Origin of the sequence: Sorangium sp. So ce1504, assembly GCF_051521635.1 — a bacterium.
Taxonomy (GTDB): domain Bacteria; phylum Myxococcota_A; class Polyangia; order Polyangiales; family Polyangiaceae; genus Sorangium; species Sorangium cellulosum_B.
The window spans coordinates 10,608,793-10,635,500 of record NZ_CP150365.1; the positions used below are offsets into that span (position 1 = coordinate 10,608,793).

The following is a 26,708-nucleotide window of genomic DNA, read 5'->3' on the forward strand; positions in this document are numbered from 1 at the left end:
AGGCCTGACGAAGCAGTGGAGGATTTCAGCAGACCATCGGCCCACCCGCCCGGCACTCACGCTTTCTCAGCAGTGTTGTTAGCCCCGAGCAGCCCACCGACCCGCGTTGCCGCGGCACGCCGGAAGGTACCGCCTGGGTGCTCTCTACGTCCAGCCTCCTGAAGCGATGTTGCCCTTGAGTTCTCCGGAGAAGCTCATTCCCTCCAGATGGCTTCAATTCTCACATGATCGACCTGATCCGAAATTCCAACACATGCCCGCGCTCCCCGGCGCGCCGGCGCTCTCCGCCGGACCGCCGGGCGCGGCGCTGCCGCCGTCGCCCGCTGTGCCGAAGGTGAATTGCACCGCCGGCGCTTCGCTCGGAGCCACCGCGTAGGCGATGCCCACGGCGTGACCGCCTCGACCGCCAGCGCCGGGGCCACCCGCTCCGCCTTGACCGCCGTCTCCGCCTCGGCAGCCGATGGATCCACCGAGGGGCGAAGCAGCACCCCCAGGCCCGCCGCTGCCCCCAGCGGCACCGCCCCTTCCGCCAGCACCGTCTCCGCCCTTGCCCGCCTTGCCCACTGCGACGGTCACTTCCGTCAGCACCAGCTTCGACCCGAGGCTGAGGATCCCGATGCTCGACCCGCCGGCCTTGCCACCGCCTCCTCCTTTACCGCCGCAACCCCCAGCTCCGCCGCCGCCGCCGCTCGCGCCAGGTCCCTCCACGGTGTCGGTGCTGGCCGAGCAGAACAGCCCTGCTTTCGCTCCGCCGCCGCCTCCCCCCCCTTGACCACGACCGCCTGTTATGCCTCGACCGCCGTCGCCGCCCACGACACCGGTCAATGTCAGCGTCGTGCTGCCTCCGGCTGCGCCAGTCATGCCGCGAGCGCCACTTTTGCCGATTGTGCCGGGCTTGCAGGCGCCATCTGGATCCGTCTGTCCCACGCCACCGAGCCCGTACTCGTCAGGGTTCTCCTCCGGCAACGGCGCGCCGTCCTCCCCGCGTTGCCCGTTACCCTCGTCCATCCCCGGGGTTCCTCCGGGCCCGCCTCGACCCCCGCGCGTCTCGCCGTCGTCGCACATCGTCACGCCGGGCTCGCCGCCTCGCACGTCCGCGGGTAGCTCGCACGCATTCGACGCGCTCATCGTCGTCGCGCTCGCGCCCGCCTGCGGCGCCTCCCCCGGCGTCTCGCCCTTCGCACCGTCCATCCCATCGCCCGCCGTCACATCCACCTGCGCGAGTTCCGCCTCGACGTCCGCCACTGCCACGCCGATCGACGACCCGCCCGGGAGCGTCGCACTCGCCGCGGTGATCACGAACCCCCAGACCTTCGCGCGCCCCGCTTCCTCGGTCACCGTCACCGCCGCGACATCCGCGGGCCCCTCGATAGCGCTCCGCGCGCTCGCGCTCCACGTCCACGCATCGCAGTCGAACCCGCCATAGATCTCCACTCCGCTCGCGATCGTCACCGCCTCCGCGAACGCCGCCCCCTGCGCCGCGCACGCATACACCGGCCCGCCGCCCGCCTTATCGATCGCCTCCTGCAGCGACGCGAACGGCCTCGCCTTGGTCCCATCGCCGCCGGACGCAGGCCCGGGCTTCGCGAATACGCCGCAACTCGCGTCGATGGCCTCGCCGTTCTCGGTGGGCACGCACGCGAGGGGTGGTCCCCCACCATCGCTCGGCGAGCGCAGGTAGTCGCAGGAGGCGGTGCGTTCGCACCGGTCAATCTCATGGCTCCACAGAACGTCGCACCCCCCGGCGAGGAGAGCGAGCACCGCGACGGTCGAGCGCGAATGGAAGGTGAACGGCTTCATCGTGTCCTCTCTTGCTCGGGTCACCACGTCGCCTGCACCACGAGGCTCCCGCCCTGCACGCTAAGCGTGGGTGCTACACGCACCCGGCCGGTCGCGATGCTCTTTGCGCGCGGCCACATCGCGTACGTCACCGCGGCGATCACCAGCGCGCCCGCCGTCGCGTACGCCACGCGCGCGCCATTGCCGAGCGTGTCGAGGCGCGACACGGTCCTGCGCAGCTCCGCGCACCGCTCGGGCGCTGCTGTAGGCGGGTTCAAGCAGTGGGTGCGCACCTTCAAGATCGCGTCGAGCTGCGCGTCGGCCTCCGCGCTCGCGCCGTTGGACGCCAGGGTCAGTCCGATCCCGACGCCAAGCCCCACCGCGCTCGCCGCCCCCAGCGCGATCACAGGCACCCAGCTCCGCGGCTCCTGCACCCTCGCCCCCGCCGCCGGCATCTTCGTCTTCGCCGCCCCCATCCCCGGCGTGCTCGCTGCTTCCGGTGCCGCTGCGCCCGGCCCCTTCCCACCTGGCCCTCTTGCCTCCGGCGCGTTCACCGCCTTCGGCTTCAGCTCCGGCATGACCGTCTCGGTCACCCCCGCCGCCGCCACCACCCGCATCACCTGGTCCTCGTACCCCGCTCGCCGGATCGCCAGCGTGTGCTCCCCCGGGTCCACGTACAGCTCATGCTTCACCGCGTCCTCCAGCACGCGCTCGCCGTCCACGAGCATCTCCGCGTCCGCCGCGTTCTTCACCCTCACGCGCAACGTCCCCACCTGCGCCTTCGCGTGGTCGAGGAAGTGCCGGATCCGCGCGATCTGCTCCGGCTTCGTCGACGGCGGCGCCGTCCTCAGCGCGAACGCGAGGAACGTCGCCGCCGACCGCACCTTGTTCAGCTGGATCTGCACCTCCCCGAGATTGGCCGCGATGTCGAACGTCCTCACAAGCGCCCACGCCTTCAGGTACAGGAGCTCCGCGTCCGACCACCGCTTCTGCTTGAACGCCTCGTTCCCCTCACGGTAGAGCTGCGTCGCGCGGGCGTTGTCGCCGCGGCCCTCCTCGTCGCCGCTCGCCGCCGCGGCCGGCGGCGCGGGCTGCGCCAGGGCCGTCGCAGGCACCAGGGCGCAGGTGGACAGCGCGCAGAGCGCCGCGCCCGTCACGTGCATCGTCAGGTTCCTCATCGCGTCTCCCATCGTCGATCCATCCTGGCGGCTCAATCGAAGTTCGGCGTGTCGTAGGGGCTCGGCGGCCGCGGCGCCTCCTGCCTCTCTTTCACCGGCGCCGCGCCCGCCGGCTCCCTCGGCGCCTGCCGCGACGGCGTCGCGGAGCTGCCATCACGCGCCCTCGGCGCAGTGCCCTGCGACGCCGCCGACGCCGCCGGCCCACCCGACCTGTCCTGCTGCGCGCCGCTCGCTGCTCCCGGCGATCCTTCCATGGGCGGCGTCATCCGCACCGAGGCCGCGGCTCCACCCGGCGCTGCGACCGGCCCCTCCGACGCGCTCACAGCCGGAGCGCTGGCCATCGCTGCCCCCAGCGTGCCTGCCTTCTCCGCAACCGGCGCGCCTGCCTTCTCCGCAGCCGCCCCCTTCGCCTCGCCCTGCGCCGCGCCCGCCTTCTCCGCGGCCGCCTCTCCCGCACCGTCGCTCGCTCCCCACCCGGCTCGCAGCACGGACACCCCGATCGCCAGCAAAACGCCCACCGCTAGCACCCACGCCGCGCGCTGCCGGCCCGCCCGGCGCTGCGTGCGCCGCGCCGCCGCGACCTCCGCGAGCCGCGGCGCCGCGCGTCTCGCTCCCGCGCTCCCCGCCGCCTCGTCTCTCCCAGTCGCCTCGTCTCTCCCGGTCGCCTCGCCCCTCCCCGCCCCCTCGCTCCCCGCCGCCTCGCTCCCCCTCTCCTCGCCTCCCCCGCTCCGCCCCCCGTGCCACTCCGCGAGGATCTCGCTGTCGATCACGATCGGCTGCCGCTTCGTCACCGCCAGCCCCTCCGGCATCGACACGGTCGGCGCCCCCACGTCGGCGAGCGGCGCGCGCTGCTCCGGGTTGCGCGCCCCGCCGCCCCGCCTCGCGCCGTCCCGCGGCGGCGGCACCCGCCGCGGATCCTCGATGTGGACCCGCTCCATCTCCAGCGTCGGGTGCAGCGGCCTTGGCGCGACCTCGCCCACCGCGTAGGCCTTCGCCTCGTCCTCGCCCTGGCTCTGGATCGCCCGGGGCACGCCCGCCGCTTCGCCGTGCTGCTTCGCCATCGCCTCGCTCCCTGCACCCGCGCGGCCTACCGCCCGCGCGACCCGGGTCCTCGCTTCCCCGCGCGTTCCGCGCCTGCCGTGCCTCCTGCGCCTCCACCCGCCGGCCCATCGCCCCGCACCCCGGGCAGCACCGGCCCCACCCCCGGCGCGCCCCGCGGCGGCGGCATCTCCTTCACCCCCCGCTTCCAGAGCGCCTTGCGCAGCCGCTCCCTGCCCCGCTCCAGCCGCCGCCGCACCGTGATGTACGGCACCCCGAGGAACGCCTCCGCCTCGCGCATGTCCATCCCGTCCACGAACACCGCCCCGAGCGCCCGCTGCTCGTCCTCGGGCAGCTCGGCGAACGCCTCCCCCAGCGCCCGGATCGCCCCCACGTAGGCCACGCGCTCCGCCGCCTCCTCGTCGGACACCGGCCGCCGCATCGCCGCCACCCCCGCCACGACCCCCACCGTCGCCAGCGCGTCGCAGAACTCCTGAAGCCGACCCTGGATCTCCTCCGGGCCGTCCCGCAAGAGGTCGAACCCGCCCTTGTGGTGCTCCGACAGCGCCGCCATCGCCCGCCGCATCGCCACGTCGCGCCGCCGCGCCTGCGTCTCCGCCCGGATCAGGTCCAGCATGCTGCCGTCCATCCGCGCGCGCGCGTACCCCTCGAACGAGACGCCCTGCGCCTCGTCGTACCGGCGCACCGCCTCCACCACGGCCGCCGAGCCCGCCGCGGCGAGCTCGTCCCGGTCGACCAGCCCCGCGTACCTGCGCGCGTACCAGCGGGCCTGGGCCTCGACCATCGGCAGCGCGCGCTCGACCAGCGCCCGCTGCCTCGGCGTGAGCAGCAGCAGCACCTCGGCGTCTTTGCCCTCGCCCTCGCCGGTCACGCGCCCTCCCTCCCGCCGCCCGCCGCGCCCCCCTTGCGGTCGTGGCCACGCTCCGCCGGCACGCCCTCGCACGGCACCTCCCCGCTCGACGACGGCACCGGCCGCGCCATCAGCTGGCGCAACAGCGCGACGGAGTAGGGGTTCTTGACGAGCTCGTCCTCCATCGCCTCGCGCAGCTGCGCGAGCATCGCCTCCGGCACGAGCCCGCGGTACGGCGCGAGGCTCCGCTCGATCGTCTCCGCCACCACGCGCTCCGCGCGCAGCCGCTGCTCGTCGTTTCGATCGTCCTGTGACATTCCGGCCTCCTCTCCGCGCTCGCACGCTCCAGCGCCCTGCCCTGCACATCCCTAGAAAATCGGCGCGTCTCCGAAGGGCGCGGCCCCCTGCCGCCCCGGCTTGGCCGTCGCCGCTGGCCGGCGCGCCGACCCGACCGGGGTTGCCGACCTGACCGGGGTTGCCGATCTGACCGGGGTTGCCGACCTGACCGAGGTTGCGCCCGCCGCCGCCGCCGGCCTGGCCGGGGTTGCCGGCCTGACCGAGGTTGCGCCCTCCGCGCCGACCGAGGTTGCGCCCTCCGCTCCGACCGGCGTTGCGCCCTCCGCCGCACCGACCGGCGTTGCGCTGGCAACCGCCGTTGCGCTGGCAGCCACCGTTCCGCCGGCAACCGCGGTTGCGCTGGCAGCCGCCTTTGCGCCGGCATCCTCCGCCGAGGTCGCGGGCGTGCCCGGCGGCGCGAGCCACCTCACGGCCAGCGCGCTCGCCGCCGAGGAGGCGAGCACCAGCGCGATCAGCATCCACGGCGCCATGCGCACCTCGCGCCCGGCGCGCGCTCCCACTCCCCGCTCCCCCGACCCGCGCTCGCCCTCCGCGGCCAGCAGCCGGAGCATCGGGCTCGTCGTGCGCACCGCGGGCGGCCGGGACGACCCCGGCGGCGGACCGGACGGCGACGACAGCGACGTCACCTCCATGATCTCCGTCCCCCGCGCCGTCCTCCCTTGGCTGCCCGGCGCGCGCCCGTCCCCCTCGCGGCCCGCCGGCCACGGTCCAGGCCCGAACGCCGCCGCCCGGACGCTCTCCAGATCCATCGGCGCCGTTCCGCCGGGCCCCAGGGCGGGCGCCGGCGACGCCACCACCACCCTGGCCGACGGCTCCCCCCGCGGCACCTCGAGCGTCGGCCCCGTCACCGGCGCCCGGTAGACCGCGCGCCGCCCCGGCCGGCCCGGGATCGGCGGCTCGCCGGGCGGCGTCGCCAGCGAGATCCGGCCCTCCGCCTCGTCCTGCTCGAGGCGCCTGCGCAGCGCGATCATGCCCTGCGCCATCTCGGCCATCGACAGGTACCGCGTCGCCGGCTGCTTCGCCGTCGCGCGCCGGATCACCTCGTCCACGTACGCCGGCAGCCCCGCCACCTCCGACAGCGGCGCGGGATCCGCGAAGAACTGCCAGTTCACGAGCTTCGTCCGGTCGTCGAACGCGTCGCGGAACGGGTGGCGGCCGGCCATCATCTCCCAGAGCACGAGCCCCAGCGAGTACACGTCGAAGCGCGCGTCCGCCTCGTTCCCGGCGAGGTTCTCGGGCGCCATGTACGCGGCCGTCCCGAGGCGCACGTTGCGCTGGGTCGTCCGCATCTCGTAGGGGATGACCTTCGCGATCGAGAAATCGACGACCTTCACCATCCCGTCCGCGGTGAAGACGATGTTGTCCGGCTTCACGTCGCGGTGGATGATCTGGTTCTCGTGCGCCGCGTCGAGCCCCCACGCGGCCTCGAGCGCGACGTGCAGCGCGAACAGCGGCGACAGCCTCCCCTGGCGCTCCAGGATGGTGCTCAGCGTCGGCCCGTCGAGGAACTCCATGAGCATCCACGCCGTGCCGTCCGCCTCGCAGCCGATGTCGAAGACCTCGACCACGTTGGCGTGCTGGATCCCGAACGTCCCGTGGGCCTCGGCCAGGCTCCTCTCGGCCTTCCTGGCGTCCTTCCGGTCGCGCAGGTGCATCATCTTAAGGGCGCACCGCGCGCCGGTGATCCGGTGGCGGACCTCGTACACCTCGCCGGAGTACCCGGCGCCCACGAAGCGCACGATCTCCATCTGGTGAAAGACCTGACCCGGCTGGAACACCTGCCGCTCGATCGGCTCCTCGGCGTCGCTCACGGCGCTCTCCCGCTCCTTCCCGGCGCCCACGCTATCCGCGGGCTGCTGCGGCGGGAACGCCTCGGTGACGGCCAGCGCGGCGGCGGGCAGGTCCGCCGTGACGGCCAGCGCCGCCGTGACGAAGGCCGGCCGTCTCGTGGGTTCCGTGAGAGGGAGCATCGCGTTGTCCATGGGCGGGTGCCTCTCGGGCGAGCGCCCCTCCTCTGGAGGCGCTGCCGTCGCCTACCCATGTCGGCTCGGCGCCGCCGGAGTGCTCACCCGATCGACGCCTCCCCCTTCGAAAACGACGCGACCGCCGACCACCAGGCGCCCACGCGCCCTCGCATGCCCGCTGGCCATTGGCCAGTTGGCCACTGGCCGCGCCGAGCACGGTTCCGACAGGACCCTTTGCGCAAAGCGGTTGCGAACGCGCGAGGCGCTCCCACTAAGATGCCCAGTTTCCTGGGGGAGGATCGGAGAAGAGAACGATGGCAGCCTATGGATACAGCTTCGTCACCGACAAGGCGTTCAGCGCCTTCGCGCGGGATCTCGAGCAGGGAGCGTGGAAGGGCGTCTCGATCGACAAGTACGATGTCCCGAACCGCGTCCCGGCGGCGCTCCTGCTCGAAGCGCCGAAGCCGGTGATCTGGAAGGCCCGCGCGCTCTGGAGCATTCGGGCGCTCGACGAGGCGCTCGGCGTCGCCTCGGCCGCGGCGCTCGCCGAGCTCGACACGGAGTGGGACACTGCCCAGCGGGCGTTGCACCTCTTCCTGGCCTCGGCGGCCGAGAGCAAGGATCCAGCGCAGCGCGACGCTGCGGTGCGGCTCCGCGGCGCCCTGCTCGCGGGGGCGGGCACCGAGCAGACCCGGTACACGTACGACGCCGAGGTCGATTACGGCTGGCACCAGGTCGCGGTCGCGGGCAAGGCGCCGCTCGCCGCCGACGTGAAGAAGGTCGGCGCCGGCGCGTACCTGAAGCGCATCGAAGAGGCGACCGAGGCGCTCGCCAAGGGGCTCGGCCGGAGCTCCGGCCAGAAGCGCGCGGTCGCGCGGTCGAAGCGCATCCGGGAGGCGGTGGTCGCGTGTACGCAGGCGTTCAACGCCATCCACGGCGAGATCGGCTGGCTCATCGAGCACACGCCGACCGGCAAGCACCGCGAGCTCCTCGAGGCGCTCCACGCGCCGTTCCTCGCCCTCCTCGAGCGCAGCCCGCAGCGCGCGCCGGCGGCCGCCGCACCGGAGGAGGAGGAGGAGGCCGCGCCGGCTGAAGAAGAGGACGCCGCGGAGACCGAGGCAGAAGAGAGCACGCCCGGCTGAGCCGGCGGAGGAGCGCAGGGGGCCGGCGAGCGTGCGCCGCCCTGCCTCCGCCACCCCCAGCAGCCCTTGCCCGAACCCCTGCCGGCTCTCCGCAGCCCTTCCCCCAACCCCTGCCGGGTCTCCGCAGCCCTTCCCCCAACCCCTGCCGGGTCTCCGCAGCCCTTCCCCCAACCCCTGCCGGCTCTCCGCAGCCCTTCCCTGCCCCTCTGCCGGCCCTCCGCAGCCCTTCCCCCAACCCCTGCCGGGTCTCTGCGGCCCTTGCCCGAACCCCTGCCGGCTCTCCGCAGCCCTTCCCCCAACCCCTGCCGGTGACCGGCAGCACGTCCTGCCCTCGTTGCCGTCGCGCTTGCAGCGCGTTCTCGGACGGAACCGCGCCTTCTCGTGACGTTCTGCTATCCTCCGCCGCCGTGATTGTGGACCAACCCCCCACACCTGCCCCTCACGAGGCTCCGGAGGACCGGGCCACGTTCGGGCTCGCCGCCTTCGATCCTCGCCCGAGCCTCATGGCGCCTTCCATCGCGCCGGCCGCCTCGGCGGCGCCGCACGTCTCGGTGGTCGTCCCGGGGCTGAACGAGGCGGAGAGCCTGACGGAGCTCGCGCAGCGGGTGGATCAGGCCTTGAAAGGGCGCTTCTCCTACGAGCTCATCTTCGTGGACGACGGCAGCACGGACGACAGCTGGGGCGTCATCTCCAGGATCCGCGCGGAGAACCCGGTCGTGAAGGGGATCCGGCTGCGGAAGAACTTCGGCAAGGCGACGGCGCTCACGGCCGGGTTCCGCAAGGCGAGGGGCGCCGTGGTCGTCACGATGGATGCCGATCTCCAGGACGACCCGGCCGATCTGCCGAGCTTCATCGCCAAGGTCGAGGAGGGCCTCGACGTCGTGGTGGGCTGGAAGGTCAACCGCCTCGACCCCGCCAATCGCCTCGTCCTGTCCCGGATCTTCAACGGGACCGTCCGCGCGGTCACGGGCGTGAAGCTCCATGACATGAACTGTGGCTTCAAGGCCTACCGTCGCGAGGTGCTGCGCACCATCCCGATCTACGGAGATCTCTTCCGGTACATCCCGGCGCTCGCCGCCTGGCAAGGCTTCCGCGTCACGGAGATCCCGGTGCGCCATCACGCTCGCAAGTACGGCGCCTCGCGCTACGGACTGGAGCGCATCCTGCGCGGCTTCTTCGACCTGCTCAGCGTCATGTTCCTGACGCGCTACTCGAAGAAGCCGATGCACCTCTTCGGCCTCATCGGCCTGGTCTTCGCGGCGACCGGCGTGACCATCAACGCGTATTTGACGTTCCTCTGGCTGCTCGGTCACAAGATCGGAGACCGGCCGCTGCTCCTCCTCGGCGTGCTGATGATCCTCCTCGGCATCCAGTTCTTCTCGATGGGTTTCATCGGCGAGTTCCTCACCTTCCAGATGCAGCAGCGCCACCTGGCAGACGAGCCGCCCATCCGCGAGGAGTTCGAGTGATCTCCGAGCCTCGCCTCGATCGGTCCTGGGTCCCCGCGTCCGGGCGCCTCCCCTCTCTTCAGGCCCTCTGCTCCGCGGCGCCGCGCTGAGCGCGCGGCCGGGGTTTGCCGTCGTGAGCCGCACCGCCCTGCGCGCCCTCGTCCGCCTGATTGGCCCGCTCTTGCTCGTCCTCGTGGTCGTGCGCATGGACGACCGGGACGCGGTGCTCGGCGCGGTCGTATCGGCCTCGGCTGGCCCGCTCGCGCTCGCGGCGGCGCTGAACGTCCTCAACATCCACCTCAAGGTGGTCCGCTGGGACGCGCTGCTGCGCGCCCGAGGCATCGTCTATCCGCTTCGGCGTGCGTGGAGCGCCTACGCGACGTCGCTCTATGTTGGCATGCTGACCCCCGGGCGGGTCGGCGACCTGCTCCGGATCCGCTACCTGCGCCACGACCTCGGCGTGCCTTACGCGGAGGGGCTGGCCACCGTCGTGATGGACAGGCTGTGTGATCTCTACGTGCTCGCCGCGTTCGTCGCGGTCGGCGTCGCCCGTTACAGCGCGGTGATCGCCGGCCGCCTGGCCTGGCTGACGTGGGGTGGAATCGCCCTCACGGTCCTGGCGCCCCTCGTGTTGCTCATCCCCGGGCTGGCCGAGCGGCTGCTGCTCGCCTTCTCGCGCAAGCTCGCGAAGGATCCGTCGGAGAGCGCGGAGCCCGGCGCGGCGAGCCGCTTCCTGGTCGCGCTGCGCGCTCATGTCGGGCGCGGGCTCCTCTTCACGCTCCCGGTCACGGTGGCGACGTTCGTCGTCAACTTCGCGCAGGGCTACCTCATCGCGCGCGCCCTTGGCGTACCGCTCTCGCTCTTCGACGTCACCTGCTTGCTCGCCATCGCGAACCTGCTCGGTCTCTTGCCGATCTCGATCGCCGGCGTAGGTGTCCGAGAGCTCTTCTTCTCCCTCGTATTCCCTTCGCTCGGCTTCACCGCCGAGCACGGCGTCAGCTTCGGCCTGCTGGTCTTCGCCGTCATCTACCTCGTCGTCGTCGCCGTCGGTTTCGTGAGCTGGCAGCTGGCCCCCCCGCCCACCTCCCCGGCCCCATCCACCTCCCGATCCGGCTAGCGCCCCGAGCTCCTGCGTCGCCCGCAGGGGCGAGCGCGAGCGACGATCTCCTTCGATCGACTCAGAGCGAGATCGGGGTCGTTAGCCGAAGAGGCTCCCCCTCGAAGGCCGGCACCCGCGCCGCGGCGGCTCGGAACGCGTCGACCACGCACGCGCCGACCTCGGTCCCGGCGAAGGGCGCCCCGTCCAGCGCCACGTGGGCCTCGCCGCTCGGCGCGAAGGTCACGGTCACGCTCCCCTCCCCGCTCGGCCCGTCCGGCTGCCAGCAGCGCTTCGCCCGGACACGGCCGTGCTCGAGCGCCGCGCCCGCGGCCTTGCCCACCCGGACGCGCGCCCCGTCGACCCGGCTCGACCAGGTGTCGTACCCCTCGTGAGAGCGCAGCGACACCTCGGCAGAGGGGGGGTACGCCCCGCCGCGCTGCAGGCAGTGCGAGGGGCGCACCATCGCATAGCCCGTCGCGGTGGCGAAGCTGCACACCGCGAGCGCCACCAGCAGGGCCCGCTGCCCACCGCCCCGGCCGAGCGGCCCGTCGGGCGGCCCATCATCGTTCGATCCGTCACGCAACCGCTCGACCTCCGCACGGATCTCCGCGATCTCCGCGTCCCGGGCGGCGAGCGCCGCATCCCGCTCCTTCAGCTTGGCTTCGAGGGTTTCGATGCGCGCGCGAGCCGCATCGAGATGATCCCGGTAGTGCGACATGGCGCCATTCTACCGCGGGCCGCGCGTGGCGCCCTGCCCTTCCCGCGCCCTCGCGTCGTTACACGCCCTTCCGCGTCCTTTTGCGATGTTCCCCCCGCTCCTTGACAGCGGGGGGTGGGGTCAAGTAGCCGAGGACCCGCCTCACCTATGCTAGAGAACCACCGCACCAGGCTGAACAGCGCGCTCGCCAAGCTCGACGGCGCCCTCGAGCGGCTCGCACGCGCCGCCTTGACCCTGGCGCCGTGGCCGATCCTCTACGGCATGAGCATCGCCGTGACGGCCTGGGTCTTCACCCACCCGAGCCGGCACGCGCAGCTCGACACGAACAAGCTGACCGAGGTGGAGCGCCGCTGGATGGCCGGCGGCGCCGCCGCCGCCATCGTGGGGCTCGGGCTCGCCTACTTCCTCGTGATGCTGGCGCGGCGGGCCCGCACCCGCTCGTGGGACTTCGTGGGCACCGTGGGCCGCCTCAACCGCGCCCTGATCCCCCTGCTCGCGCTCCCGTTCGTCGCCGCGCTCAAGCTCCCGAACATCGAGAAGGACAGCCCGAAGAGCACGATCTTCTTCGCCGCCCTCGCCGCCGTGGCCACGGGCGCCGGCGCCTACGCCTGGGGCCGCCGCGCGCGGCTCTCGCCCGAGCTCGACGATGCGTCCGAGCTCGATGGCGCGCCCGCTCGCGGAGGCCGCGCGCTCGCGACGGTCGCACGGTGGCTCCCGCCGCTGGCCCTGCTCGCGATGTGGACGGGCTACACGCTCTTCTTCTCCCGGCTCGCGATCACCAACCACCACGCGCTGCACACCAGGACGCCCGACCTCGGGTACTACGACAACATCTTCTACCAGACGATCCACGGACGGCCGCTCGGCTGCTCCTGGCTCAAGGCCGGTTACCACGGCTCCGCGCACTTCGACCCGATCCTCATCCTGTTCTCGCCGCTCTACCTGATCTACTCGAGGGCGGAGTTCCTCCTCATCCTCCAGTCCGCGTGGCTCGGCGCCGGCGTCGTCCCCGTGTACCTGCTCGCGCGCGACAAGCTCGCTCACCGCGGCAAGGCGCTCCTGCTCGCCGCCGTGTGGGCCATCTATCCGGCCCTGCACGGCGCGAACATGTACGAGTTCCACTCGCTCGCGCTGATCTCGCCGCTCGTCGTCTGGCTCCTCTACTTCTACGAGACCGCCCGGGACAGGCTGTACTGGGTCACCCTCGCCGTGCTGCTGCTCTGCCGGGAGGACGTCTCCCTGCTGATGTGCTTCATCGGGCTCTACGCCATCTTCGACCGGCGCCCGGGCAGGACCCGCCTCGGCTGGGTGACCATCGCGACGAGCCTCGTCTACTTCGTCATCGTGAAGCTGTTCTTCATGACGTCGGCGGGCATCATCATGTCCGGCAAGGACGCTTATTCGTTCGCCTATTACTACGAGGAGCTCATGCCGAACCGGAGCGGGCTCGGCGGCATGCTCGTCTCCCTCCTCACGAACCCTGTCTTCGCGCTCAAGGTCCTGCTGGAGGAGCCGAAGATCATCTTCCTGCTCCAGCTCTTCGTCCCCCTCTGCTTCCTGCCCTTCCTCGCCAAGCCCGGGCGCTGGATGCTCGCCTACGGGCTCCTGTTCTGCCTGCTCGCCTCGCGCGACGCGGTGTTCTCGATCCACTTCCAGTACTCGTCGATCCTCTTCCCCATCGCGTTCGTGCTGACGCCGATCGCGCTCAAGCGGATCGAGGGCTCCGGGCCGGCCGCGTACTACGGGCTCGACGGGCGGCGGCTGTCGCGCGCGCTGCTCGCCGCCATGATCGTGGCGGCCGCGCTGATGTCGTGGAAGTTCGGCGGCCTCGTCGAGAACGCGTCGTTCAGGGGCGGCTTCTCCCGCGTGGCGCGCAAGCTGACGCCCGACCAGGAAGCGACCTACGCCTGGGTCCGGAAGCAGGTGGAAGCGATCCCGAAAAGCGCCATCGTCGGCGCGACGAGCAAGATGGGACCGCACGTGTCGAACCGGAAGGAGGCCTATTTCTATCCGGGCGACCGCGCCGCGACCGTCCAGTACGTGCTGCTCGACGAGGGGGAGCTCAAGGGCAAGGACCTGGAGCGCCACAACGCGGCGGTGAAGCGCGGCGAGCTCGAGGAGCTCAGCCGGCTGAAGAAGATGGCGCTGTTCAAGCGGGTCAAGCCGCCGTCGAAGGCGCAGCCGCCGGCCCCGGCGGCCTCCGACGAGCCCCCTACCGGAGACCCGCCCCCGGAGCTACGAAAGCCGGACCGAAAGGGCGGCGGCGCGCCGCCTGCGCCCTCCACCACCGCGGAGCAAGATGAAGACCCTCCTCCTGGCCCATGACTTCAACGCGACCTCCGAGATCGCCCTCGACACGGCGATCGAGCTCGCCCGCAAGCTGTCCGCGAAGATCGTCGTCGCGCACGTGTACAGCGTGCCCGTCTACAGCTTCCCGGAAGGCTCGTCCCTGATCCCCTCGGCCGAGGACGCCGCCCGCATCGCCGATGCGGCGCAGCGGAGCCTCGATCAGGTGCTCGAGCGCCGGCGCGCCGCGCCGGGCGTCGAGATCTCGGGCGTGCTGCGCGCCGGCGTCCCCGACGAGGAGATCTGCCGCCTCGCGGACGAGATCGGCGCCGACATGATCGTGATCGGGACGCACGCGCGCGGGGCGGTCGCGCGGGCGCTGCTCGGCAGCGTGGCGCAGCGGGTGGTGAGATCGGCAAAGGTCCCGGTCCTGTCGATACGGGGACCACAACCGGCCTGATGTATGTGACATCACGAAACGATCGGATCCGGTGTCCGGCGCCGCCGAACCGGGCGTTAGAAATTTCCCGACTTCCTGTCAAATGCGTCCTGCCGCGACGACGAAACCTCGTTGAAACATTGGGCACGTTACGCCCGTGCCATGAAGATCGACACTGGGGATACGGCCTGGCTCCTCGCATCGACAGCCCTCGTCCTTTTCATGACGCCGGGCCTCGCCCTGTTCTACGGCGGCATGGTGCGCCGCAAGAACGTGCTCGCGACGCTCATGCACTCGTTCGCCGCGCTCGCGGTGATCTCGGTGCAGTGGGTGGCCGTCGGGTACTCGCTCGCGTTCGGGACCTCGCACGGTGGGCTCATCGGCGGGTTCGACTTTGTCGGTCTGCACGGGATCGCGACGGTGGAGCGCGGCACGGTGCCGCACATCGCGTTCGCGGCGTTCCAGATGATGTTCGCGGTGATCACGCCCGCGCTCATCGCGGGGGCGTTCGCCGAGCGGATGCGGTTCTCGGCGTACCTGGTCTTCATCCTACTCTGGTCCACGCTCGTCTATGACCCGGTGGCGCACTGGGTGTGGGCGGAGAAGGGCTGGCTCTTCGAGATGGGCGCGCTCGACTTCGCGGGCGGCACCGTGGTTCACCTCGCGGCGGGCATCTCGGCGCTGATCTGCGCGCTCGTGCTGGGCAAGCGCACGGGATATCCGCACGAGCGGCACGTGCCGCACAACCTGACGATGACCCTGACGGGCACGGGCATCCTGTGGTTCGGGTGGTTCGGCTTCAACGCCGGCAGCGCGCTGACGTCGGGCGGGCTCGCGGCGCTGGCGCTGCTCGACACGCACCTCGCGGCGGCGGCGGGCGGCGCGGCGTGGCTCCTCGTCGAGTGGGCGCAGCGAGGCAAGCCGACCGCGCTCGGCGTGGCGTCCGGCATCGTGGCCGGGCTCGTCGGGATCACGCCCGCGGCCGGGTTCGTGGCGCCGTGGGCCGCCGTCGTGATCGGCCTGCTCGCGGGCGTTGTGTGTTATGCGGCGGTCGTCTCGAAGGAGCGCCTGCGCTACGACGACTCGCTCGACGCGTTCGGCGTCCACGGCGTGGGCGGCCTCCTCGGCGCGGTCCTCACCGGCGTCTTCGCCGAGAAGGCCCTGAACGAGGCCGGCCGTGACGGCGTGATCGCCGGCAACCCGGGGCAGATGGTCCCGCAGCTGGTCGGCATCGCGGCCGTCGGCCTGTACGCCGCGATCGTGACCTTCGTGCTCCTCAAGCTGGTCGACAAGCTGATCGGCCTGCGCGTGCCCGAGAGCGACGAGCGCGAGGGCCTCGACGCAACCGAGCACGGCGAGACCGGTTACGCGCTGTAGCGACACAGAGGGGGGCAGCCACAGACCCAGGTCGACAAGGGCTCCCGGCCGCGCTCGTCCTCCCGGTGAGGAGGGAACCGCGCGGCCGGGGGTGCCGTCGCTGTTGCCTCCCCCGGGGCGCACCGCTAGAGCGACGGACGGTTCGAACCGAAAGGCGCCGAGAGCGCCAGGAGAGCTCGACAATCTCTTGGCGCTCCCGGCGCCCTGACGGTTTCTACGCTCGAACCGAACGGTGCTCCATCTTGCGCCGAACCTTCCCCCTGGGCGCGCGCCGCGAGCGGGCGCCCCGTCATCACGGAGCAGACAGGCATGAGCGGCCATTCCAAGTGGGCCACCATCAAGCGCAAGAAGGGCGCGCTCGACGCGAAGCGCGGCAAGCTCTTCACGAAGCTCATCAAGGAGATCACCGTCGCCTCGCGCATGGGCGGCGGAGACCCGAACGGCAACCCGCGGCTCCGTAAGGCGATCAACGACGCCAAGGGCCAGGCGATGCCCGCCGACACGATCAAGCGCGCCATCCAGCGCGGCACCGGCGAGATCGAGGGCGCGAACTACGAGGAGATCCTCTACGAAGGGACAGGGCCCGGCGGGACGCTGTTCCTCTGCGAGGCGATGACCGACAACCGGAACCGCACCGTCGCCGAGATCCGGAAGATCTTCGAGAAGAACAACGGGCAGCTCGGCGCCGGCGGCTCCGCGCAGTGGGCCTTCGAGAGGAAGGGGATCATCCTCCTCGCGAAGGACGCGGCGACGGAGGATCAGCTGATGGACACCGCCGTGGGCGCGGGCGCCGACGACTACAGCGACCAGGGAGAGGAGTGGCAGGTGCTCTCCAGCGTCGACGTGATGGACACCGTCGTGAAGGCCCTCGAGGACGCGAAGATCGCGGTGAAGTCGAACTCCGCGGGCTACGTCCCCAAGAACAAGAAAGAGGTCGCGGGCCGCGACGCCGAGGTCTGCCTGAACCTCGTCGACTCGCTCGACGACCACGACGACGTGCAGAACGTCTACGCCGATTTCGACGTCCCCGACGAGGAGCTCGCGAAGCTCGAGGGCTGATCCCGCGGCAGGCGCGAGCCCGTCACGGCCGCCAGATCGGGAAGCTCACGATCGCCCACGAGAAGAACGCGTGGGCGAAGACCGCCGGCGCCAGGCGCCCGGTCCGGTGCACCACGCGACCCCACACAATCGAGCAGCCGAAGCCCGCCGCGACGAGCAGCGGGTTCGGCCCGGCCACCGGATCGCCGAGCAGGAACAGCGTGGGGGCGTGCGCGGCGGCGAACAGCGCGCTCGACAGCAGCCACGCGGCGCCCCGGTCGAGCGGCCCCTCCAGGGCGCGCAGGACGAGCCCGCGCCAGACGATCTCCTCCAGCGCGGCGATGACGAAGACGAGCGCGCCGACGAACACGCGCGCGTCGGCCGAGGGGTCGCCGAGCTGGAGGTACAGGCGAAGGACCCACGCCTCGCGAGGCGTGCCCCGCGGGGCGAGCAGCAGCTGCACCGCCATGGCAAGCCCGTAGAGCCCCGCCGCGACCAGGGCGCCGCGCGCGAGATCGCCGGACAGGGGGCGGAGCGCCGCGCGGAGCTCGCCGCGCCGGCGGAGCCACATCACGGTGATCGCCGTGAGGACGGCGTAGAGCGCGCCGAGCGCCGCGAGCATGGCAGGCGCGCCCGCGCGACCGGGATCGAACGCGAACGAGACGGCGAGCGCGACGCAGGCGGTGACGGACGCGGCGACGAGCGCGGCCTCCCGGCGCGAAGAGCGCGGCGGCTCGCGCGGATCGATCGCCCGCGGACCGCGCGACGAGGCCTGGGCGGCCGAGCCAGAGGCAGCCGGAGGAGCCGCGGCGGAAGGAGCCGCGGCGCGGTCTTCGCCCGGGATCATCGCGCGCTCGCCTGACTCGTCTGAGACAATTGCAAGACCCGGTCGAGGATGCGGTCCGCGAGCGCCGGCTTGAGCAACACGCCGAGCGCGTCGGCGGCGTCGCGGGTCACGATCGTGGCGCGGTTGTCGTCCCGGCCGAACGAGTCCGCCGCGTGGTTGGCGACGATCATGTCGACGCGCTTGCTCGCGAGCTTGTGCCGCGCATAGGCGATGACCCCCTCGTCCGTGGCGGTCTCGACCGCGAACCCGACGAGCACCGGCGAGCACGCTCCGTCGGCGCCGGCAGCGTCCGCCAGGCCGCCTCGCGCCGCGCCGATCTCCGCGAGCAAATCAGGGTTCGGCACGAGCGGGAGCGACGCGAGGTCGGGCGTCCGCTTCAGCTTGGTCGCGTGCTGCTCGGCCGGGCGGTAGTCGGACACGGCGGCCGTCATGATGAGCGCGTCGGCGCCGCGCAGGTCCTCGCCGAGCGCCTGCCAGAGCGCGCCGCGCATCGAGAGCGCGCCGCGCACGTCGACCCGGCGCGCGCCCGGCGGCGTGGAGAGCGACACGGGGCCGGCGATGAGCGTGACCTGCGCGCCCCGCGCCGCGGCCCGCTCCGCCACGGCGAAGCCCATCTTGCCGGTCGACCGGTTGCCGAGGAAGCGCACGGGATCGAGGTCCTCGAGCGTTGGGCCCGCGGTGACGACGACGCGGAGACCCGCGAGGTCGCGCGGGGCGAGCCGCGAGAGCGCCGCGGCCGCGATCGCCGCGGGCTCGGCCATGCGCCCGAGGCCGCGCTCGCCCGAGGCGACCTCGCCGAAGACCGGGCCGACGAGCTGCACGCGCCCGTCGGCCTCGAGCGTGGCGACGTTCCGCGCCGTCGCGGGGTGAGCCCACATGCGGGGGTGCATCGCCGGCGCGGCGAGCACCGGCCCCCGCGCGCACAGGGCGAGCGCCGTCACGAGGTCGTCGGCGCGCCCCGCGGCGAGGCGGGCGATCACGTCGGCGGTCGCGGGCGCGAGCAGCACGAGATCGGCCTCGGCGGCGAGCGCGATGTGCAGCTCGCCCGCGAAGCCGGGATCCCACATGGTGTCGCGCACCGGCTCGCCGCAGAGCCCGCTCAGCGTCATGGGCCCGAGGAACTGTTGCGCCGCGCGCGTCATGATCGGGAGCACGCGCGCGCCGCCCTGGATCAACAGCCGGGCCACCTCGGCGGCCTTGTACGCGGCGATGCTGCCCGAGACGGCGAGCGCGACGGTCGGCCGCGCGCCCTCGGGGGCTTGGCCAGCGGGCGACGGGGCAGAGGCCTCGGGGCGAGGTGCGGGAGATGACGGCGTTCGGCCAGACATGGCGCAGGTGCCAGCGTGGGTCGGGGGGTCGGTCCGGCGTCCACCGTGGCACGAAAATCGCCGATCGTACACGGCCACGACACGGTACACGCTGCGCCGCAGGCGGATGATCCGGGGCCGCGCTGCAGGCAGCGAGCTCGTGCTGGCGCGCACGCGCGCACCACCGCGCGCGCGCCGACACGCGCCAACGCGCCCGCGCAGCAAGAAACCCCGCTGGTTTTTGGGGCGTGGCAGTGGCATCACCCGCCGGGAGCGCGTAATGGGATGAGCTCCCTCAGAGGAACACGACAACGATGGCAAGCACCGTCCTCACCGGCATCAAGCCCACCGGAACGCCGCACCTCGGCAACTTCGTAGGGGCGATCAAGCCGGCGCTCGCGCTCGCAGGAACCGCGTCGAACGCGCTCTACTTTGTCGCGGACTATCACGCGCTCAACGTCATCCACGACGCGCAGAAGCTCCGGAGCCTGGTCCACGAGGTCGCCGCGACGTGGCTCGCGCTCGGCCTCGATCCAGAGAAGGTCATCTTCTACAGGCAATCCGACGTTCCGGAGATCTTCGAGCTCAGCTGGATCCTCTCCTGCTTCACGGCGAAGGGGCTCATGAACCGCGCCCACGCCTACAAGGCCGCTGTCGCCAAGAACATGGAGTCCCGGGCCGGGGCGTCGAGCGCCGCGGGCGCCGAGGACAGCGACGACCTCGACGCCGGGATCAACATGGGCCTCTATGGCTATCCGGTGCTGATGGCGGCCGACATCCTCCTGTTCAAGACGAATGTCGTGCCGGTGGGCAAGGACCAGGTCCAGCACATCGAGATCGCCCGCGATATCGCGCAGCGCTTCAACGCGATCTACGGCCCGACCCTCGTCCTGCCCGAGGCGCGCATCAGCGCCGAGACGGCGGTGATCCCGGGCCTCGACGGCCGCAAGATGAGCAAGAGCTACGACAACACCATCGCGCTCTTCCTGCCGCCGGAGAAGCTGCGCAAGACGATCTTCAAGTACAAGACGGACTCGTCGCCCCCGAGCGAGCCGAAGGATCCGAACACCTCGCCGCTCTTCCACCTCTACAGGGAGTTCGCCACGCCCGAAGAGGCGGAGGCGCTCCGCGGCCGCTACCAGGGCGGCATCGGCTGGGGCGAGGCGAAAGAGGCCGTGTTCGAGGTGCTGAACCGCGCGCTCGAGGAGCCGCGGCGCCGCTTCGCCGATCTCATGGCCAACCCGGCCCGCGTCGACGCCCTGCTCTCGGAAGGCGCCCAGCGCGCGCGGGCGCTCGCGGGCCCGACGCTCCACGAGGTGCGCCGGGCGATCGGCGCGCGCTGAAGGCCGCGGCGGCGGAGGACGAGCGGAGCTCGCCGCGGCCAGCGCGCGGCGAGCGCCGCCGAGCAGCCGCCGCCGGCTCCGTTCGAGGCCGCCCGCTCAGCCGCCGTCGCTCGTCGTCGTCTTCTTCTGGTTCTGGCGTCGCTTCTTGCCCTTGCCGCCCTTCGCCTCGTCCCCCGCGGGGTCCCGCTGGCCACGGGCTTCCGCCGCCGCCGCGCCCGGGGCCTGCGCGACGGCGATCCCCTCGGCGGGCGGCGCGTCCTCGCCGCGCGCGCGGCCGCCTTCCCCTTCGGCGCGCTCCTCCCCCTTCGCGCGGAACGTGCCGAACCCCGCGCGCTCGGTCCAGCCGCGCTCGCCCGTGAGCCCGGGCTCGCGGCTCTCGACGGTGCCGCCGCCCGGCTCCGGGCCGGTCACGCCTGGCGTGCGGACGTCCGGCCCCTGCGTCACGACGAGGTACTCGTCCGCCACGTACTCGGGGTGATTGTCGTCGGCCGTCTTGGCCTCGGGGTCGCGCGGGCCGCTCCCGACATGGACGATCTGCGCGGTCGGCGGGTAGCTGTCGCTCCACTTCTCCCGCACCGCGTAGGCGCCGTCGCGGACGACCCGCGAGCTCGTCGTCTTGAAGCCGGGGATGCCGCGCTGAGCGAGCGCCCGCGTCCCTTCGGGCAGCTTCGGCGTCGGGCGCTCCAGCTCCTCGAACGGGATGACCTCGTCGATGCGACGGAAGTACGTGACCGTGAGCTTGCGCGAGGGCCCGAGGATCTCGGCGCGCACGACGCCGCCGGCCACGGTCTCGTGGAGCACGATCGGGAAGTCGAACGGGTTCCTGAAGCGGTAGTTGATCGTCGGGTAGACGACGGTCGCGTCGAGGCCGAGCTTGATGTAGTAGCTCGGGCGGGAGTGCGGGTAGCGCTCGACGATCTCGAGCCCCGCGAAGAACGCGGCGCCGTGGAGCGTGCCCGAGATCTGGCAGGTCCCGCCGCCGAGCCCGTCGACGAGCTCTCCCTGGGCGATGACCGGAGCGACGCGGTACCCGTGCGCCTCGTCGCGCGGGCCGACCGTCTCGTTGAAGTCGAAGATCTCGCCCGGCATGACGACCACGCCGTCGAGCTTGGACGCCGCGAGCCTGAGGTTGTACGTCCTCTCCTTGGATCTCGCGCCGGTCGCGTAGCGCGTCTCGAAGTAGCCGAGCACCTGATCGAACTTGACGTTGCCGAGCTGCTCGGCGACGAGCTTCGGTGCGATCGTCTCGACGCTCGCCTGCGCGGTGTCCTCGCCCGCCCGGAGGGCGGCGTCGATGCGCGCGAGCGTGCCGTAGACGTCCAGCCGATACCCGATCTTCTCGGGCTTGAGCTGCTTCCCCTCGAGGTCGACATACGCGTCGACCGCGGGCGCGTCGAGCTCGACCTTCAGGTCGAGCAGCTTGCTGATCGCCCGCTCGGAGTCGAGGAGGAGCGGGATCGGGATGTCGAGCGGCGCGTCCTCGTCGCTCTTGTCGCCATCGCCGGCCCGCTCGTGCGCGCGGCGGAGCGCGCTCTCGGGGCGGAGCGCCTCGCGCACGAACTCGGCGAGGCGGACCCGGTTGATCTCGACGCCGAGATCGTTGCGGCGGAGCGCGCGCGCGGAGCCGTCGGGGAGCACGATCCGGATCTCCCCGGTGGCGTAGCGGCGCACGAGGTCGAGCGCGTTCGCCACCACGTCGCCGCCCGTCGGCACCGGCACCTGCGCCACGCGGAGGACCGGCGGGGGCTTGGGGCCGTCGTCCGGCGGGGGCGGCAGCACGAGGTAGGTGATGGCCAGGCCGCTCGTGACGAAGATCGCCACCAGCGCGGCGAACCGCCAGAGCTCCGGCGAGCGGCGAAGATCCATGCGAGGGCGGCCATCTTGAGAAGCGTTGCCCGAACCGTCAAGCGAACGCGGGCGCGCGGCGCGGCTACGGTGCGGCCCGCGTCACATCGGAGCCGCCGCGCGGCGCCCTCGATGCGGCGCGCGCGGCCCTGAGGAGCGGCTCCTTGATCGAGCCCGCCCCGGGCACGAGCAGAGAGCCCCGCTGGCGCGGCGGGCCGCCGTGCGGCGAGGAGCGCAGGAGGAGCGCGCCCGCGAGCACCACGAGGACCACGAGGCCGATGGTCGCGGGGACGAGCCAGCGCCGCGCGCGGCCCTCGTCGGACGTCGGCGGCGCCGGCCAGGCGCCCTGCGGTGGGCCGGCGCCGCGCTCTGCGCTCGCGCGCCCGGGCTGAGCGGCGGCTTGCGGCGAGCTCTGCTGTGACTGCGGATAGTCGAAGTCGATCGCGCGCTCGCGCGCGATCTGCATGGCCTCCTGGATCGCGGCGCGCCGCCGCTCACCACGCGGGCCGAGCATCTGCTGCATCAGCACAGCGAGCTCATCCGAGGTGGCGATGGGCGTCGCTGGCGACAGCTGCTCGATGGACTGGCGCAGCTCGGCCATCGTGGCGAAGCGCTCGTCCCTCGGCTTCGCGAGCATCCTCATGATGATGCGCCCGACGTCCTCCGGGAGCGACGGGACGAGGTTCCGCGGCGGCTCGGCTGCCGCCTTGTCGCAGATGCGGCGCACCGTCGCAGGATCGTTCTCGGCGTGGAAGGGGTGCTTGCCCGTCACGAGCTGATAGAAGACGATCCCGAGCGTGAACACGTCGGTGCGCCGATCGATGGGCTCGCTGCCCGCCTGCTCCGGCGACATGTACGCGTACTTGCCCTTCAGCTGGCCGACCTGGGTTCGCTGCAGGTTCGAGGCGGCCTTGGCGACGCCGAAGTCGAGGATCTTCACCGACCCGTCGTATCCGACCAGGATGTTTTGCGGCGAGACGTCGCGGTGGACGAGGCCGACGGGCTTGCCGTCGCGGCCGCGCAGCTCGTGCGCGGCGTGCAGGCCGAGGGCCGCCTCGGCCACGATGCGGAGCGCGAAGGGGAGCGGCAGACCGCCGCGCGCCTTGCTCTCGCGGAGAACCAGGTTGAGCGGCTCGCCGTCGATGAGCTCCATCACCTGGTAGAGGACGCCGTCCTCCTCGCCCACATCGATGGTCTCCGCGACGTTCGGGTGATGGATCTGCGAGACCAGGGTGGCCTCGTCGAGGAACATCGCCTCGAAGTCGGGATCGTCGCTCAGCTCGGCGCGCAGCAGCTTGACGGCGACGATCCTGGGGAGCTGGCCGCCCGTTCGAGCGGCCCACACCGAGGCCATGCCCCCGAGCGCGATGGGGACGAGGAGCTCATAGCGACCGAGCGTGTGGCCAGCGCGTACTTCTCCCATGGTGCTCACGTGCCGCGTAACCCCGGAGCGAGGCAGCGCCCGCCGGGAATCGAGCCCCCCGAGCGCGGCCCGCCGCGGCCCGCCCACTACGTCGGGTCCGCAAAAGCGCTCGGTGTGCCAGGTGGTGCTCTTGATCGAAAAATGACCGCGTGCGCCCGGAATGCGACCGGGCGCCTGGTGTTCGGATCGTCGCAGAGAACGCCTTGGCGCTCAACCCGGAACGCCGTTCAGGTCGCAGCGTGATCTTTCACCGATCCATCGCGGAACGGGCCGGTCGCGCTCAGCGCGTGAGCCCCCGTGCCTTGGATAGATCACCGGTGTCCTCGGCCGGCGCGTCGGGCTGCGAGGACTCGGAAGACGGGATGACCTTGCGCAGCGCTGACAGGTGTCGCTTGGTGACCCCTGTCACCGCCAGGATCTGAGCGTCGGTCGCGCGACGAACTCCTTCCATGGAACCGAGCTCCCGGAGGAGCGCCGTCCTCACCGCGCTGCCAAGCCCCGGGATGTCCTCGATCTCGGACCGGAGGCGCCGCGCCTTGCCGAGCCGCTTGCGTGCGTGGTTTGCGAAGCGGTGCGCCTCGTCGCGCGCGCGCGCCAGGAAGAAGAGGGCGGAGCTCGTGGATCGGAGCGGGATACCGTTCTTCTGGCCAGGCAGGTAGACGCGGTCGACGAGCTTCTCTCCGGTCTGCGTCTCCCGCTCCTTCGCCAGACCGACGATCGGGAGACCGTGCAGGCCGAGATCGCGCGCCGCCGACAGCGCCACCTGAAGCTGGCCGCGCCCACCATCGACGACGAACAGATCTGGAAGATCCCACTCGCCTCCGCCGGCCTCGGCGCGCCTCGACACATCACCCCCCGAGGCGGCGCTCTCTCGCTCCGCGGCAGCGGACACCGGCGTCCCTTCCGTCTCCGGCGGAGCGTCGCTCGCTGTTGCCGAGCCGATGTCCTCGTCAGCCAGGTCGCCCTCCGTCGCATCGCTCTCGAGCGCGTCGCTCTCCGCCGGATCGCTCTCCATCACGTCGCCCTCGGTGACGCCCTCCATCACGTCGCTCTCGGTGACGCCCTCCATCACGTCGCTCTCGGGCGCGCCTTCGGCGCCGAGGGCGGCCTCGCTGTCTGCGGTGGACGCGGGGCTCGCCTGCCGGGCGGCCTTTCCGCGGCGGAAGCGCCGTGAGAGCACCTCGTACATCGCGGCGTAGTCGTCGCCGTCGGCCACGCTCTTCACGTTGAAGCTGCGGTAGCGCTTCTTGTCCGGCTGACCATCGAGGAGCGCCACGATCGATCCCACCGTGTCCCCGCCGCCGAGATGCGAGATGTCGCAGCACTCGATGCGACGCGGGAGCGTCGGGAGACGAAGGCGCTCCCTGATCTCCTCGAGCCGGGCCTCGAGATCGTCGGAGCTCCGCTGCTTCTCCCGGAACGCGTGAGCCGCGTTCTCGCTCGCCATCTTGAGCAGATCGACGCGGGGCCCGCGCTGAGGCACGAAGAGCGCCACCTTGCGGCCCCGCCGATCGCCGAGCCACTCCGCAACACCCTCCGCGCCGTCGGGCAACACCGGCACGAGGACCTCATCGGGGATCGTGGTGGACGCGACGCCATAGTACTCGTTCAAGAAGCCGCCGAGCACCTCGTCGTCCGGCAGCTCCATGTTGCGGAGCGAGAAGGACAGCGTGTCTGTCACGCGCCCCCTCCGCACCAAGATCACTTCGACCTCCACGAGCGTCCCCTCGCGGTAGATGCCCACCACGTCTTGATCGACGTCCTTCACGTAGACGACGCGCTGGGCCTCGCGGACGGCCTCGACCGCCCGGAGCTGATCGCGGTAGATGGCAGCGCGCTCGAACTCGAGCTCCCGCGACGCGTCCCGCATTCGCGTGGTGAGCTCGCCCGTGAGCTCGTCGTGGCGCCCTTCGAGGAAGAGCGCGACCGAGCGGACCATCTCCGAATAGAGCTCCCGGTCCACATCCATCACGCAGGGCGCGAGGCAACGCTTGATCTGGTACTGCAGGCAGGGACGCCGGCGCGACGCCATCTCGGTATCGGAGCAGGTGCGGAGCTGGAAGTGCTTGTTGACCAGGTGGAGCGTCCGCCGCGCGCTCGTCGCCGAGTGGTAGGGCCCGAAATAGCGCGCCTTGTCCGGGGCGGGACGGCGGACCGTCTCGAGCATCGGCCACGCCTTCTGCGTGTCGAGCTTGAGGCAAAGGAAGTCCTTGTCGTCACGCAGCTTGACGTTGAACCGCGGCTTGTGCTGCTTGACGAGCTCGTTCTCCAGTACGGCCGCTTCCTTCTCGGTGGCGGTCACCACCGTCTCCAGATCGGCCACGATCTTCCGGAGTATCGGGATGAAGTACCTGGCGTCGCTCCCGCTCTCCTGAAAGTAGCTGCGGACGCGCGAGCGCAGGCTCTTCGCCTTGCCGACGTAGACGACGGCGCCGGCCTTGTCGATGAACAGATAGCAGCCCGGCGTCGTCGGGAGCGACGCGAGCTTGGCGGCGAGGAGGGCTTCGGGATCCTGCTTGGCGCTCGGGTTGACCACGGCCGGAACGATCTAGAAGTCGCGCGCGCCGGCAGCAAGCGCCGCGATCACGGCTGCTCCCGTGGAGAGCGGCCGACGCGGCCCGCGCCGGTTCTCCTTTACATCTAGAAAAACGCCGTCATGTGACGCGGCGCCGCTCGCCTCGGTGCGACGGGGCAGAACGCCCAGGTCGAGATGTCGGGCGAGTCGCCCGACCCGACCGCGACGTTCGCGAGGACAGGTTCGAGCCGAAGCGAAGGCGACACGAACGCGCCGGCCGGACTGCGGGCGATCACCGCCGCGCGGCGGGGCGGAGTCCGTCGCGCACCGCGTTGCCGTCGGCGCGCGCACGCGGGCGTCGTGATCACGTGAGCCGCGCGAGGCGCATGCGGGCGGGCTGATCACGTGAGCCACGCAGCGCCGTGATCACGTGAGCCGCGCAGCGCGCGCGAGCGCCCTGATCACGTGAGCCGCGCAGCGCGCGCGAGCGCCCTGATCACGTGAGCCGCGCGCGCCCCGTGTTGACGCGTCGCTCTCGTGAGGCCACCCGATCACGGTGCGCCGCCGTCACACGTCGCGCGATCGCCCGTGTAGGAGGCGGCGCTGGCGACTGCGGTGATGGCGCGCCGCGCCCACGTCGACGCGAGACACGCCCTCGAGCAGGCAGTAGGCTCGACGGCAGGATCTTCGCGGG

Annotated in this window: 20 protein-coding genes; 8 read left to right on the forward strand and 12 right to left on the reverse strand. The window is 72.0% G+C overall.

Annotated elements, in window-relative coordinates; all coding sequences use genetic code 11:
• Positions 1–213: 213 nt before the first annotated feature.
• The 6 genes from WMF39_RS39960 to WMF39_RS39985 are packed head-to-tail and all read right to left on the reverse strand — an operon-like array spanning position 214 to position 7,193.
• Positions 214–1,800, reverse strand: coding sequence for a hypothetical protein (locus WMF39_RS39960; RefSeq protein ID WP_437741697.1), 1,587 nt, complete (start codon positions 1,798–1,800; stop codon positions 214–216).
• A gap of 20 nt (positions 1,801–1,820) precedes the next feature.
• Entirely contained in the window at positions 1,821–2,957 is a 1,137-nt protein-coding gene (locus WMF39_RS39965) for a PEGA domain-containing protein (RefSeq protein ID WP_437741698.1), read from the reverse strand.
• 32 nt (positions 2,958–2,989) lie between these two features.
• Positions 2,990–4,018, reverse strand: coding sequence for a hypothetical protein (locus WMF39_RS39970; RefSeq protein WP_437741699.1), 1,029 nt, complete (start codon positions 4,016–4,018; stop codon positions 2,990–2,992).
• Between the two features lie 26 nt (positions 4,019–4,044).
• Positions 4,045–4,887, reverse strand: a complete 843-nt coding sequence (locus tag WMF39_RS39975) for a sigma-70 family RNA polymerase sigma factor (RefSeq protein WP_437741700.1) — start codon at positions 4,885–4,887, stop codon at positions 4,045–4,047.
• The gene (locus WMF39_RS39980) at positions 4,884–5,183 is read right to left on the reverse strand and encodes a hypothetical protein (RefSeq protein ID WP_437741701.1); all 300 of its coding nucleotides are present in this window, start codon (positions 5,181–5,183) and stop codon (positions 4,884–4,886) included. The genes WMF39_RS39975 and WMF39_RS39980 overlap by 4 nt, the downstream gene beginning before the upstream one ends.
• Before the next feature lie 51 nt (positions 5,184–5,234).
• Positions 5,235–7,193: a serine/threonine-protein kinase gene (locus tag WMF39_RS39985; protein WP_437741702.1), complete on the reverse strand. Its 1,959-nt coding sequence runs from the start codon at positions 7,191–7,193 to the stop codon at positions 5,235–5,237.
• Between the two features lie 308 nt (positions 7,194–7,501).
• Here WMF39_RS39985 and WMF39_RS39990 point away from each other — a divergent pair, with 308 nt between their 5' ends.
• The 3 genes from WMF39_RS39990 (at position 7,502) to WMF39_RS40000 (ending at position 10,894) form a co-directional block, all read left to right on the forward strand.
• Positions 7,502–8,329, forward strand: a complete 828-nt coding sequence (locus WMF39_RS39990; protein WP_437741703.1) for a hypothetical protein — start codon at positions 7,502–7,504, stop codon at positions 8,327–8,329.
• 503 nt (positions 8,330–8,832) lie between these two features.
• Positions 8,833–9,798 carry a glycosyltransferase family 2 protein gene (locus WMF39_RS39995; protein ID WP_437748094.1) on the forward strand — a complete coding sequence of 322 codons (966 nt, stop codon included), beginning with the start codon at positions 8,833–8,835 and terminating at the stop codon, positions 9,796–9,798.
• Positions 9,799–9,910: 112 nt separating this feature from the next.
• Positions 9,911–10,894, forward strand: a complete 984-nt coding sequence (locus WMF39_RS40000; protein WP_437741704.1) for a lysylphosphatidylglycerol synthase transmembrane domain-containing protein — start codon at positions 9,911–9,913, stop codon at positions 10,892–10,894.
• A gap of 61 nt (positions 10,895–10,955) precedes the next feature.
• Here WMF39_RS40000 and WMF39_RS40005 read toward each other — a convergent pair whose 3' ends face one another.
• On the reverse strand, positions 10,956–11,594 hold the full coding sequence (locus tag WMF39_RS40005; protein ID WP_437741705.1) for a hypothetical protein: 639 nt from the start codon (positions 11,592–11,594) through the stop codon (positions 10,956–10,958).
• A gap of 147 nt (positions 11,595–11,741) precedes the next feature.
• Here WMF39_RS40005 and WMF39_RS40010 point away from each other — a divergent pair, with 147 nt between their 5' ends.
• From WMF39_RS40010 to WMF39_RS40025, 4 genes are all read left to right on the forward strand, one after another.
• On the forward strand, positions 11,742–13,919 hold the full coding sequence (locus WMF39_RS40010) for a DUF2079 domain-containing protein (RefSeq protein ID WP_437741706.1): 2,178 nt from the start codon (positions 11,742–11,744) through the stop codon (positions 13,917–13,919).
• Complete coding sequence (locus tag WMF39_RS40015; RefSeq protein WP_437741707.1) at positions 13,894–14,340, forward strand: universal stress protein; 447 nt, start codon at positions 13,894–13,896, stop codon at positions 14,338–14,340. Before WMF39_RS40010 ends, WMF39_RS40015 begins: the two co-directional genes overlap by 26 nt.
• Positions 14,341–14,481: 141 nt before the next feature.
• Positions 14,482–15,696: an ammonium transporter gene (locus tag WMF39_RS40020; RefSeq protein WP_437741708.1), complete on the forward strand. Its 1,215-nt coding sequence runs from the start codon at positions 14,482–14,484 to the stop codon at positions 15,694–15,696.
• Between the two features lie 309 nt (positions 15,697–16,005).
• On the forward strand, positions 16,006–16,755 hold the full coding sequence (locus WMF39_RS40025) for a YebC/PmpR family DNA-binding transcriptional regulator (RefSeq protein WP_437295193.1): 750 nt from the start codon (positions 16,006–16,008) through the stop codon (positions 16,753–16,755).
• Between the two features lie 22 nt (positions 16,756–16,777).
• On the opposite strand, the gene WMF39_RS40030 is transcribed toward WMF39_RS40025, so the two are convergent.
• On the reverse strand, positions 16,778–17,581 hold the full coding sequence (locus WMF39_RS40030) for a CPBP family intramembrane glutamic endopeptidase (RefSeq protein WP_437741709.1): 804 nt from the start codon (positions 17,579–17,581) through the stop codon (positions 16,778–16,780).
• Complete coding sequence (gene coaBC, locus WMF39_RS40035) at positions 17,578–18,909, reverse strand: bifunctional phosphopantothenoylcysteine decarboxylase/phosphopantothenate--cysteine ligase CoaBC (protein ID WP_437741710.1); 1,332 nt, start codon at positions 18,907–18,909, stop codon at positions 17,578–17,580. Before coaBC ends, WMF39_RS40030 begins: the two co-directional genes overlap by 4 nt.
• A gap of 293 nt (positions 18,910–19,202) precedes the next feature.
• Here coaBC and WMF39_RS40040 point away from each other — a divergent pair, with 293 nt between their 5' ends.
• Positions 19,203–20,231 carry a tryptophan--tRNA ligase gene (locus tag WMF39_RS40040; protein WP_437741711.1) on the forward strand — a complete coding sequence of 343 codons (1,029 nt, stop codon included), beginning with the start codon at positions 19,203–19,205 and terminating at the stop codon, positions 20,229–20,231.
• Positions 20,232–20,327: 96 nt separating this feature from the next.
• On the opposite strand, the gene WMF39_RS40045 is transcribed toward WMF39_RS40040, so the two are convergent.
• The 3 genes from WMF39_RS40045 to uvrC form a co-directional block, all read right to left on the reverse strand.
• Positions 20,328–22,097 (reverse strand): VanW family protein, encoded by a 1,770-nt coding sequence (locus WMF39_RS40045; RefSeq protein ID WP_437741712.1) that lies wholly within the window; start codon positions 22,095–22,097, stop codon positions 20,328–20,330.
• Positions 22,098–22,161: 64 nt separating this feature from the next.
• Positions 22,162–23,499 (reverse strand): serine/threonine-protein kinase, encoded by a 1,338-nt coding sequence (locus WMF39_RS40050; RefSeq protein WP_437741713.1) that lies wholly within the window; start codon positions 23,497–23,499, stop codon positions 22,162–22,164.
• A gap of 280 nt (positions 23,500–23,779) precedes the next feature.
• Complete coding sequence (uvrC, locus tag WMF39_RS40055) at positions 23,780–26,035, reverse strand: excinuclease ABC subunit UvrC (protein ID WP_437741714.1); 2,256 nt, start codon at positions 26,033–26,035, stop codon at positions 23,780–23,782.
• Positions 26,036–26,708 lie beyond the last annotated feature (673 nt).